Below are 10,546 nucleotides of genomic sequence, written 5' to 3'. Positions count from 1 at the left end.
GCAAAATGACCAGCATCTCCTGACGTTGATCCGCTCCCAAGACGGACAGCACCGGAGAACAACAGGAACCGATGTCCGGTTCTCCAACGCAAACAGAGACCTTGCGAGCGCCCAGGGATGGTGCACGGGTTTCGTATGGAGTTAGCAATGTCGCTCAGCGCAAAATCTATTCTGTTCGCGGCTCTGGCCATGACGGCCGCGTCCAACGCTTCCGCAGCCGATCTCACTACCTATCAGGCCCCGGATGCCGGCTATGACCGGCCGCCGGCTTTCCAGTGGAGCGGCGCCTATTTCGGCGCCCATGGCGGTATCGCCTCGCCGAAATTCAACCCTTTCGCCAGCGGCAAGGGCCTGACCGGTGGCGTGCAAGCCGGCTACAATTTCCAGGTAGGACCAGGCATCGTCGGCGCCGAGCTGGAGGGCTCATACCTCGGAAACAACGAGATACGCGTACCAAACGGCAGGGTGGAAGAGCGCTTCCGGGGTGCTGCCAAGGCGAAGGCCGGCCTAACCTTCGATCGCACGCTCGTCTATGGCACGGCGGGTCTGACGATGACGAAGTTCGAAGGCGGCAGGGGCGTTTCCACCTCCGGCGGCTGGAAGCAGGGCTATCTCGTCGGCGGTGGCATCGAACAGGGCTTCGGCGGCGGGCTGTCGGCCAAGATCGAATACAACTACGTCATGACCAACGACGTCTCCACGACGACATCGAGCGGTAAGTCGAAGACCGATCTGCGTGACCATGTCATCAAGGCCGGCCTGAACTATCGCTTCTGATCGCCGATTTGCAGAGGTCGGCACGCCTTTTCAAGCCAGGACGTGTCCGACGGAGAGCGGCGGAGGATGGTTGATCAAACCCCGAATCGGTCCCTTCGCCGCTCTTATTCATGAAAATCAGCCGCTTCATTCGCACGCAATCGAACCAGCCATAGTCACTGCGTCTCGCATGATCGGCGGCCTTGCCGTTGCTCGAAAGTTGACCAACAATGCTGGTGAAGAAGCACAGCGGAACGATGACCGCTCCGCCGAAGGATCGGCAGTATGAGAAACCGAGCCCCCTGGTTCCATGTCAAAGCATACGGCTACGGAGCCGGCCTGCCTTGCCGTTGGCAGGGTTGGATCGCGCTTGTTATCTATGCGCTGGTGCTGATGGCCATTATCTTCGTCGGTGGACCTCATGCGGATAGTCATCCAATCGGCTATGCCGCGGCAGTCATCTTCCCGACTGCATTGCTGATTTCCGTTGCCTGGTGGAAAAGCGATGCCCCATGGCGTTGGCGATGGGGCAAAATTGACAAACCAGGCCGGGATTGAGTTGACCCCTTGCGAGCAGCGGAATCATCCGACTTCCACAAGGCAGCCAGAGGGGTTTATTCGCATTCGAGCGAAGGTTGGCGAAAACTCGTCACATACCAATCGGAACCGGGGCCTCGGGTATAGAAGGTGTAGAAACATTCCGTATGCTCGACATAGCCCGGCGTTTCGGTGACTTCATAACGCTTGCCGCGGCGCGTATCCCGGATTTCGCCGCTGGATTGACCGGGCACCACCTGCGTCTTCTGCTTGCGCCACTGATAGGCGCGCGCGCCCGGCCCCAGATCATAAACATTATCCGGCGGACCGTAATCCAGCATCACGCTGCTGATCGGCGCGCCGATATAGCTCTTCATGATCTGCGAGGCACAGGCCGACAGGATCAGCAGGACTGCAAGCGCAGCAATCCCGTGAGGGAGCCGCTTCATGCGAATGGCAATCATAGGAACGTCCTTTGCAGCTAAAGGGAGATCGCGGACAGGGGTACGGCTCATGGGTTACGGCAGCATTGCGCTTTGCCGCATCAGCCGCTTTTTTTTCGTGCGCCCAAGGATTTGGCGGATGCCTTCCTTGCGGAAAGGCTGCGCCAGTTGGCCGAGAAAGCTTTTCGACGGTCGATCAGGATGGAAATAGGTGCCGAACAGCCGCTTTAATATCAGTCATTCTCTTCACCGTCTGTTCTTCTGCTGCTCTTGGAACGCGGCGTGTAAAATCTGAGAATAGATTCTTTTTCTCGACTTGAATTCAATCGCTGGATGCGGAATGTTACATTCCTACAGCATTTCATAGCTTTAAATACTTAGTGCCGCCGCGTTATTCACCTTCCCACCATTTCAAGGGATTCGTTATGCGTGCATTGATATTCCTGATGCATATTCCCTTACTGGTAACTTCTTGTGCCGGATTACAGGTCAAGCGCGTTACGTCGCGCGACCAATCTGGTATCCGCTACTGACGGCCCGCACCGTATCTGGCCCTTGTTGAAACCAAGACCGACAAGACCGTAATCTGCGACGTGAAGGCATTCTATTTGCCCGACAAGACCGAGGAATACGCGATCACGATCTCAGCGGGCATGGGCGCGATCAAAGCCACCCCTACCCTCACCGATGGCTGGAACCTAACCAGCCTTAGCACCGACGTTGACAGCAAGACGAACGAGAACATCACCGCCATTACAGGCTTGCTCAAGGAAGCGGCCGGGATAGCTAGTCCAAAACATGACTTTGCTCCACATCCATCAGCCCCGACAAAATGCGAGGGCATTTTCAGGTGGAGTATGACCAATCCGGCAACTTCAAGGGTTTCAAAAGATACCGTTGGCCATCAATTGACGCGACCGGAGAGCGAATATGAGCTTGCAAGGGCACGTCGATGCTATCAAGCGGCACATGCGCAAGGCGGAACAGGCCGACAACCGACAAGACCACGACAGGGAATTGCATCACGCCCGGATCGCCAATCGCAACCTTTGTAGGGAATGCGAGGCAAAAACGGAAAAACAAGTCCAGCGGGATAGCCGTGAAGCTTACAGCATCTGGAAATATGGCGTTCCCGGTCTCTAGCTGGTGCCGGTAGCGGGACTCGAACCCACACTCATAACGCAGCGGATTTTAAGTCCACCGCGTCTACCAATTTCGCCATACCGGCACAGGATCAAGCTACCACAGGAAAGCTCCGCGTGACCAATCTTTGATATCGCATTGCATGCGGAGTGACTGGCAGCGTCAGTATTTGGGCACAAAGACAATCCAAACCAGAGCCCTTATGGCGTCGTGTAAGAACGGAAGCGAACCTCGGCACGATCCGTTTTCATCGAGGAACATTGTAGAATCCTACAATTGACCGCGAACTCATACTTTGCGAGTAGCGAGAGGGCCGGAATGCCGATGATATCCGCCGCGATGGCCACGTAAGGCCTCGGAAAACACGAGGAGACGACGCATGTCTCAAGACAAGTCATTCACCTTCTACACCTATTCGCGCGCCAATAGTGACGAAGATCGATGGAAGCACACTGGCATTCCGGATATCTTCTTTCACGATGAAGAGGAAGCGCGCGAGGCGCTTCACGAGCTGCGCCGCGACGTTATGAGCGATTACGCGGATGACTGGTGGCCGATGCAACTGGAGAAGATCGAAACGCTGCCCATCTCACGGGACAGCATCTTTGCACTGCTGAACGATGGTGTCGGCGCCTTCGTGAAGAGCTATGAGATCATCGACATTATTGACTGATTTGGCGCTTCGCTCCCCCCCCCAAAGGCAAGGGGCGGTTCCCGAGGCTGCGCACTGCGTTTGCGCGCTTGCCGCGTGGCCCCTTGCCGTTGCTTCCCCCAGACATCGCCGGTCAGGCAGGGGTGCAGGAGGATTCTTGCACCTGTCTTTCTGATTTCGACTTTTTCCAACGATTGGGTAAAGTGTAGTGATGAAAGAGGCTCTATTTCCAAGTGTAATTACCCACACCTATGATCCGGGTAGTCCCTTTCGAACATTTGCGACTTGGCGCCGGATGAGGCGGAGGCGGTTTTGGACCGCATTCGGCAAGCCGGCGTGCGAAAGATCAAGCCGACATATCTTGCACGGCGCTGCGAAACCGAAGAATGGCTTATCCGGGAACGCCGCCGTCTCTTAGGTAATACTCGACGCGAACGGCCGGTCTACTGCTTCCTTGGCAATTTCGACGACGGCCTCGATCTCACACGGCCAAACGCGCTTGTCATGCCACTTGTCGCTTTTCCGGCTGAGGTGCTCACCTTCACCTATCCGGATAGTATGGCAAGCCTTCCTTATGTAATCCGGGAAGATCTTACCGCCGACCGACGTCCATGCCATGGGCGCGTATTCACTTTTGAAGAGGATAAAACCATCGTGAAGGAACACGGGATGCCGGGCCCAACTGAGCGCTTTATCGAAGTACAGGTTTGGGACGAGCGACCAATCTTGGAATTCCGGTCATCAAGGGTGTCCTGAATCGCTTCGGTAGCGAGCCGTTTACTCTGTGGTGGGATCAAAGTTACGTGTCTGCCTGGCTTCGACATGCCGGACAGGCCGACGATGCGCTTTTCCGCCTTTACACAAGCATCCTCGTACTGGACCTCATGGGCGAATATGGCCATATCTCAAACGGGAACGAGACTCAATCGACACCAGCAGGAGAAGCAGCGCTACGGCTTGCGCTCGAACATAATCTGAAGCTGGCACGGTTGTGAGCGTTTGAGCGGGCGCGCTTCATTTCAAACAGAAGTTTCCGCAATCCGAAAGGCGGCTACAGCTCCAGAGGCCACCGTTGATGAGCGTGCATGACGGTCAGAATCTCGATGTCCTGGCCGACCCGGTAGGGAATGATATAGGGAATATCCGCTAGCACCACTTCACGCGTGCCCTTGATACGACCGGCACGCCCCGTCGCCGGAAACTCCGCCAGCATATCAACAGCCGACACAATGCGCGCGACAACACGCGCAGCAGCGCCCGGATCGTCTTTCTGGATATACTCGCCAATCTGATCAAGCCGCCGCAACGCTCGCAGCGTCCAGCGGATGCGTTTCCGACTCATGATTGACGGGCTGACTTGACGTACTTGCCGACAACCTTCGCCACATCATCATCACTGGCAAATTCGCCCCGGTTGGCTTCGGCCAACCCGGCCTCAATCTCTGCGAGCTGCCACTCCTCGCGAGCGACATAGTCCTCAATCGCCTGAGCGGCCATATACGAGCGGGAGCGGTCGAGCTTTTCCGCGATCTGGTCAAGCTTGCTGGCGGTCTCATCTGAGACGCGAACGGTGAACGCTGTCATGGCACCTAACTTTCCTTGGTTCACTATAATTATTGGTGAACCAATGCGGTTCGTCAAGGTTCTGCTAATGTGAGAAGGCTTTCAATTGATAATAGATTCCGATCATGGGATTTCTGACCCGGTGACCGGATAGGGACTTTTCTCTCTTTAAGCCCCGCCAAGCGGGCTGACAAATCGGCAAGCGATTTGTGACGACACCCGTTCGGGTGTCTTTACCAAACCTTGCGGACCCGGCATTCGTGGTAGGACGGCGGTCCCGCCGTCCTAGGCACCTTCCGTCCTCGACTGCCACGCTTGGGCTTCGGGAATTGATGAACGCGGTATCAAGCGAGGTCTTGATGTGGGCCGCGTAGAATTTTTCAATCATTTCGACGCTGGTGCGGCAATTTTTGGCAATCGCATAAACATCAGCACCTTCCATGAGACGCAGGCAGATATAGGTATGACGTAGGCTGTAAGCTGTTCGCGGCTTGCCGTCCCGGTCCAACTTAAGGTTCTGCGCTTCAAGAAGATTATTGAACATCTTGAGATAATTGCCGGGGAACAGCAGATCGGTCGGTTGCGGAGCCTTAACGACGATCTCGCCGCCCTCTTTATCCTTCCCGCGAACCGGCTTTAGCCGGTCGCGCAAGCGCTCATAGGGCTTCACCGCACCCGGCATAGATTTGCACCAACCGATCCCGCGCTTGCCGCGCACCTCGATTTCAAGAATGCGTTCACGGCTATCGGGATCTTCGACAATGGTCACGTCGCGATGCTGGAGCTGCTTGGCCTCATCCGGGCGCAAGCCCGTGTTACCCATGAACAGGACGAACTCATGCAACTGCTCGGCTTCCCAACGGAAGTGCGGGTTCTTCGGCTCCTGGCATTCTGGCGCGTAGCCTCGTAAAGCTGCTTGTATTCGACCGGGCTGAACCAAGGCCGGTGCGTAATTTTGCCCTGTGTCTTGTAAGGCGGCGACAGATCAGGAAGATGGGTGAGCCACTTGTGGCGGATCGCCGTTTTCAGGACCTGGCGCAACGTGCCGACTTCGTCGTGAAGCGTGCTGCGAGCCGGAGGCTTGCCAGTCACCGATCCCGAGATCCGGTGCACGCGGTAGTCTTGAACGGTCCCGGCATTGATCTCGGAAAGCCCCATCTTGCCGAAGAACGGGACGAGGTGCAGCCGCAGGCGGATACCGTGGCCCTCGATCCATTTGGGGCTTCGCTGGCCTTCGGTGATCACACCATATTCCTGCTCAAACTTCTTGGCAGCCTCGGCGAAGGTGGTCTCCGATTTCAGGATGCCCGCCGCTGACTTGCCGCGCAGGCCGAGATACCAGTCTTCGGCAAATGCCTTCGCCTGCTAAAGCCCCGTTTCCTTGGTGCTGGTGCGATACTGGCGGCCCTTTACGGAGGCCGAGCAATGCCACGTCAGCCCCCCGCGCCGGTAGACGTTGACCTTTCCTCCGAGGATTTCGTGGCTCGCCATAAGGGCCCCCGTCAATCACATGGGAGGCCGACAAAGTATTGATAATCTTTGTAAATATTGGTTGCGGGGGCCTGAGCGCACGGAGGCTTGTAAATTTAGCTAGATAGCTCCTGCATGTTTGGTGCGGCTGGGCCGAACGTGCATTGAGCATCACGCAGATAGAAGGCCGATCCAGTCCTAAAAAGCAATCGATGGGACTCATCCTCATTTCCGGCACTTTGGGTGGCGAGATATGATCTGACCAGGGTATCTCTGCTTTCCGCCAGGGTCACTCTGCCTTGATCTACTCATCGCGCCACGCGCCAGTTCCGATCACCCTACTGCGCTTTTTATGTAGTCCGCGCGGCAGCCCAACGTCCAGCAATTCCTCGGCCCGATATCCCTGTACTCATCAACGAGAATCCACGCATAACCCTGAATCAGGGTTTCGCGCAGCTCCGCGTCGACCTGCGACATGCCGTAGTCCTATAGGAGGGTGATCGCCTCCATAACCATTCCGTCGAAGTCACTCGATTTGTCGGCCTCGGCCTTGCCCGGTTAAACTCATCCCAACAAGTCGCATGGCCAGCGCATTGCAGGTCGCGACCGTCACGCACAGCACATCTAAGGATGCCTTGGGCTGTTGTTTTGTGGCCTAACCGAACCTGCCAAGAAGGTCTGGCCAGGCTCTAAAGCATTGCGATGAGAGCACCTCACGTTCCTTGCCTGCCAAACGTCGATTAGCTACTCTATACGCACGCGACCTCGAAAGGCGTCATTTGCATGGTATTTCAGGAACTAGACAATATTTCTTCAACACAAGTGGCTGAAGCAATTACGCATTTAAAGTCGCTTATCGAGACCCGGACATTCAAGAAGGAGCAACTGCAGGAAGACCGGGTCGTCGCTGACCTGCGCCGGCTTGCCTGGGCGGCTTCGCAGGGATCAGTTCAGATGCGCTTGGAGGCCCTTTCCATTCTCGGCAAGGCAGCGGAGGTTTCAGTGCCTATAGCAGCGGCGGTCAGACCGCTAATAACTAGCGCGTTATCTGCAATCCCCCCGCACACAGGCGAATGGGGCAACGCCGATGACCGGTACTATTTCGCCAAGGCGGTGTCGATTTCGACCAACGGATGGATTGGTCGCTACGCTGCGCGTGAACTCGCACTTGCCGGGACTTCAGAGGTCCGTTCCAAAGACGTATGGGCCGAGCTTGCGCTTGCTAACTGCTCCAGTATCGCTGAGGCCATCGAAGAAATAGCCGACGGGCTAAAGAGCCAACAAGGTCGAGGACCGGACGACCCCCTCACTCCATTTCGCCGGCTCAACAGGGTGTGCGAATCGCTCTTGAAGCCCCTCCGTGTTTCCGAACTCCCGGCGGGACCTAGTCTGGGAGCGGCGCTTCGTTCGCTTTTCAGCCTGTCGGCGGCAAGTCCAACCGCAGAGTTCGCAAAAGTGCGAGAAACGGCTGCATTGTCAGCCATGGATCTCGTGATCGCTATTCTGCGCCTTCGGGTTGACACCCTTTTCGACAAAGACATGTATCGGGCGGGAAGTACCCCACTGAACTGGTGGCGGCCTGCTACCCCTCCCCCAAGCGTGGATGAGCGCTTAAATCGATTGGCCAATCTCGCCGTCGATGCACTTCTTGTCGTCGCTCGACAAGGACACAAGGACGTCGAGTTGAGGCGATCAATAGCTACTGCGCTGGGAAGTAGGAAAATAGATGAGATAGCATCACGCAGGGCCACCGCCGATCCAAGCCTTTTGCCGGAGGTCTCCCACTGGCTGTCGACCGGTCGGGAGCTTCAGGCCGCGGCCAAGAACGAAACCTTAGGAGAGGTTCTCGACCAAGAGCTGGACGAGCTCATTGCACGAATGGCGATAGAGAGAAAACGGTTTGAGATGACGCCCGCGGACGTCCGCCAGATTGGTGATGCAATCGAAGCCTTCGAACCGGTCCACGCATCGACCATCAAGACCGTTGGAACTCACCTTGACCTCTTAGGGCAGTCGATTGACACCATCCTGCGCAAGCGAGGGATTTTTGTTTCGCCGGAACGCGACGAAACAGTGGAATATGATCCCCGCTTGCATGAGGCTTCCAAGCCGATAACGACATCGACGAAAGCGAAGGTGGTCGTACCAGGGGCAATCAAGACAACGCCTGGGAGACCCCCGGTGATACTGGTGAAAGCTATAGTAAAATAAGCTAAAGGGGACATAGGTGGACGACGAACGCGCCAAAGATTTGTTGATGAATCTGCTCGAGCGAGCCATGACCGGCGAGCGGACTTTCCTGACGTCACGGGAAGTGGAGGCGCTTAAATCGCTTCTGCTCAAAGAGGCTGAACAACCGGACACACAGTCCGTACCGGTGCCTCCGCCTTCGGTGCCGCAACCATCGAAGAATATCGCCGCCAAAACGTACAAGCTTGCGCTGGATCTCGGAAGCGCTGAAAATGAAGATTTAAATTCGATAGTCTGCGTGGATTTCGGAACCTCCTTTTCCAAAGCATTTGCTACCGTATCGAAGGCAGGAGGTTCCAGATACGTTGATCTGCCTATTGGGGATGGATCGTCCGGAAGCAGGCTCACCACACCGTCGGAACTTCTTGTAGCTGATGGCAAGATTTTCTTCGGCGCGAGGGCGCGCCACTATGTTGAAGACACGCAAACTTCCACCGAAGCAATCATTGATTCCATCAAGCAGTTCATCACGCTCGGCAAGGAAGTCTCCAAGCTCGGCGCCGCAAGACTTCCCGCAATTCAGGACAAAAATGGCAGTTTGACTCAGCGCGACGTGCTGGTTCTCTACCTTGCACATTTGATGCACCTCACCGAGACAGCTCTCGCAGGTGCTGGCTTACCAAGGAACCTTTTGCGCAGGTTCGCTCATCCTGCTTGGAAAGATCATTCCAAGGAAGAAAACGCCAAGGAGATGCGCCGTCTCATGGCGGAGGCGATTGTGCTGGCGCGTTCGGTCGGTACTGACCTTGCAGACGTCATGGACCTCGCGAGTGCGCTGACGCTTCTTGAACAGCTGAAGACCTTGTCGGAGGAATTGCTGCCGGTAAGGTTGATCGGCGAACCTGTGCGGGAGGCTACAGCAGCGGGGGCTGGTGCCCTACTGTCTACGCCAGAAAACACACGTCAGGCCTATCTTATCGTGGACGTGGGAGCCGGCACGACTGACGTCGCAGGTTTTCTTTGCGTCAACAACCCCAACTGGGATCAAGCACGAGTCTTCGAAATCTCGACGGCCGCTACCGCGATGAATAAGGCGGGCAACATGCTGGACCAAATCCTACACAAATATATCCTCGATAAGAGTTCGCTCACCCAAGACACAACCGAATATCGCTCTGCATCGCTCGACATCCGGCGACAGCGAAGGGCATTGAAGGAACAACTCTTCGCGGATGGCCGCCTAGTCGTTGTGCTTCCGACGGACGAAGCCGTCGAGGTCGAGATTGCAGCGTTCCTCAATCTGCCTCAGATCCGGGACTTTTCGAAGACGCTCCACGACCTCGTGGCGGGATCGGCCGCGATCGTTGCTGGATCGGCTTCGCGAATCAAGCTGGTGGCCACAGGAGGCGGCAGCCGGCTGCCTTTTGTAAGGAAGCTGGCAGAAGACGGAGTTCAGCTCGACAAGCGTCACATCGATTTCGATCTTGTCGAGGCTATGCCTATTACGCTGGCTGAAACGAACCCGGAACTCGGTGACGCGTTCCCGCAAGTAGCCGTTGCATTTGGCGGATCTCTTCCTGAGCTACCTGAGCAACGGTCCAGCGTTCCGACAGGAATAGAGCATACTCCGAAGCGCCTTATCACACCTATGTACAAGTCGTAGAAAAGGTCGGGCGGCCCGTGTGATTACTTTGTAAGAGGAGATCAGCGGCAATTATTTCCGCCGATCTCTAATTCCTTCCGTCATCATAGCAGTTTTCGTCTCCATGGTAACGCCTTGCAAACCTCACGA

Annotated in this window: 14 protein-coding genes and 1 tRNA gene; 9 read left to right on the top strand and 6 right to left on the bottom strand. The window is 56.1% G+C overall.

Features of this window, described 5'->3' with window-relative positions; translation table 11 throughout:
• Nucleotides 1-147 precede the first annotated feature (147 nt).
• Both FBZ99_RS31575 and FBZ99_RS31570 read left to right on the top strand, forming a co-directional pair.
• Complete coding sequence (locus FBZ99_RS31575) at nucleotides 148-777, top strand: outer membrane protein (protein ID WP_113354169.1); 630 nt, start codon at nucleotides 148-150, stop codon at nucleotides 775-777.
• Nucleotides 778-1,041: 264 nt separating this feature from the next.
• Nucleotides 1,042-1,314 (top strand): hypothetical protein, encoded by a 273-nt coding sequence (locus FBZ99_RS31570; RefSeq protein WP_113354171.1) that lies wholly within the window; start codon nucleotides 1,042-1,044, stop codon nucleotides 1,312-1,314.
• A 56-nt stretch (nucleotides 1,315-1,370) separates the two neighbouring features.
• Here FBZ99_RS31570 and FBZ99_RS31565 read toward each other — a convergent pair whose 3' ends face one another.
• Nucleotides 1,371-1,742, bottom strand: a complete 372-nt coding sequence (locus FBZ99_RS31565; protein WP_442966527.1) for a hypothetical protein — start codon at nucleotides 1,740-1,742, stop codon at nucleotides 1,371-1,373.
• A gap of 602 nt (nucleotides 1,743-2,344) precedes the next feature.
• On the opposite strand from FBZ99_RS31565, the gene FBZ99_RS31560 reads away from it, so the two are divergent.
• Nucleotides 2,345-2,791, top strand: coding sequence for a hypothetical protein (locus tag FBZ99_RS31560; protein WP_145324237.1), 447 nt, complete (start codon nucleotides 2,345-2,347; stop codon nucleotides 2,789-2,791).
• An 89-nt stretch (nucleotides 2,792-2,880) separates the two neighbouring features.
• On the opposite strand, the gene FBZ99_RS31555 is transcribed toward FBZ99_RS31560, so the two are convergent.
• Nucleotides 2,881-2,964 (bottom strand) — tRNA-Leu (locus tag FBZ99_RS31555).
• A 294-nt stretch (nucleotides 2,965-3,258) separates the two neighbouring features.
• Here FBZ99_RS31555 and FBZ99_RS31550 point away from each other — a divergent pair.
• The 3 genes from FBZ99_RS31550 to FBZ99_RS31540 all read left to right on the top strand — a co-directional run bounded on the left by FBZ99_RS31550 (nucleotide 3,259) and on the right by FBZ99_RS31540 (nucleotide 4,526).
• Nucleotides 3,259-3,552, top strand: coding sequence for a hypothetical protein (locus tag FBZ99_RS31550; protein WP_113354174.1), 294 nt, complete (start codon nucleotides 3,259-3,261; stop codon nucleotides 3,550-3,552).
• Nucleotides 3,553-3,843: 291 nt separating this feature from the next.
• Nucleotides 3,844-4,287: a hypothetical protein gene (locus FBZ99_RS31545; RefSeq protein ID WP_145637029.1), complete on the top strand. Its 444-nt coding sequence runs from the start codon at nucleotides 3,844-3,846 to the stop codon at nucleotides 4,285-4,287.
• Nucleotides 4,288-4,334: 47 nt separating this feature from the next.
• A complete protein-coding gene (locus FBZ99_RS31540; RefSeq protein ID WP_113354176.1) occupies nucleotides 4,335-4,526 on the top strand; it encodes a hypothetical protein in 192 nt (63 codons plus the stop codon).
• A 56-nt stretch (nucleotides 4,527-4,582) separates the two neighbouring features.
• Here the strand turns inward: FBZ99_RS31540 and FBZ99_RS31535 are convergent, their stop codons facing one another.
• The 3 genes from FBZ99_RS31535 to FBZ99_RS33375 all read right to left on the bottom strand — a co-directional run bounded on the left by FBZ99_RS31535 (nucleotide 4,583) and on the right by FBZ99_RS33375 (nucleotide 5,938).
• Nucleotides 4,583-4,873: a type II toxin-antitoxin system RelE/ParE family toxin gene (locus tag FBZ99_RS31535; RefSeq protein WP_113354177.1), complete on the bottom strand. Its 291-nt coding sequence runs from the start codon at nucleotides 4,871-4,873 to the stop codon at nucleotides 4,583-4,585.
• On the bottom strand, nucleotides 4,870-5,115 hold the full coding sequence (locus FBZ99_RS31530; RefSeq protein ID WP_113354178.1) for a CopG family ribbon-helix-helix protein: 246 nt from the start codon (nucleotides 5,113-5,115) through the stop codon (nucleotides 4,870-4,872). The genes FBZ99_RS31535 and FBZ99_RS31530 overlap by 4 nt, the downstream gene beginning before the upstream one ends.
• Before the next feature lie 64 nt (nucleotides 5,116-5,179).
• On the bottom strand, nucleotides 5,180-5,938 hold the full coding sequence (locus FBZ99_RS33375; protein WP_210248410.1) for a site-specific integrase: 759 nt from the start codon (nucleotides 5,936-5,938) through the stop codon (nucleotides 5,180-5,182).
• 149 nt (nucleotides 5,939-6,087) lie between these two features.
• On the opposite strand from FBZ99_RS33375, the gene FBZ99_RS33725 reads away from it, so the two are divergent.
• Nucleotides 6,088-6,411, top strand: a complete 324-nt coding sequence (locus FBZ99_RS33725) for a hypothetical protein (RefSeq protein WP_233790163.1) — start codon at nucleotides 6,088-6,090, stop codon at nucleotides 6,409-6,411.
• A 48-nt stretch (nucleotides 6,412-6,459) separates the two neighbouring features.
• Here FBZ99_RS33725 and FBZ99_RS33820 read toward each other — a convergent pair whose 3' ends face one another.
• Nucleotides 6,460-6,585, bottom strand: a complete 126-nt coding sequence (locus FBZ99_RS33820; RefSeq protein ID WP_267904028.1) for a hypothetical protein — start codon at nucleotides 6,583-6,585, stop codon at nucleotides 6,460-6,462.
• A gap of 762 nt (nucleotides 6,586-7,347) precedes the next feature.
• On the opposite strand from FBZ99_RS33820, the gene FBZ99_RS31520 reads away from it, so the two are divergent.
• Together FBZ99_RS31520 and FBZ99_RS31515 are read left to right on the top strand one after the other, a co-directional pair.
• Nucleotides 7,348-8,775 carry a hypothetical protein gene (locus FBZ99_RS31520; protein ID WP_145637026.1) on the top strand — a complete coding sequence of 476 codons (1,428 nt, stop codon included), beginning with the start codon at nucleotides 7,348-7,350 and terminating at the stop codon, nucleotides 8,773-8,775.
• A 16-nt stretch (nucleotides 8,776-8,791) separates the two neighbouring features.
• A complete protein-coding gene (locus FBZ99_RS31515) occupies nucleotides 8,792-10,417 on the top strand; it encodes a hypothetical protein (RefSeq protein WP_145637023.1) in 1,626 nt (541 codons plus the stop codon).
• Nucleotides 10,418-10,546: the final 129 nt, after the last annotated feature.

Origin of the sequence: Rhizobium sp. ERR 1071 (assembly GCF_007828675.1) — a bacterium.
Lineage (GTDB): Bacteria > Pseudomonadota > Alphaproteobacteria > Rhizobiales > Rhizobiaceae > Rhizobium > Rhizobium dioscoreae.
This window is presented reverse-complemented; position numbering and strand designations above follow the sequence as displayed.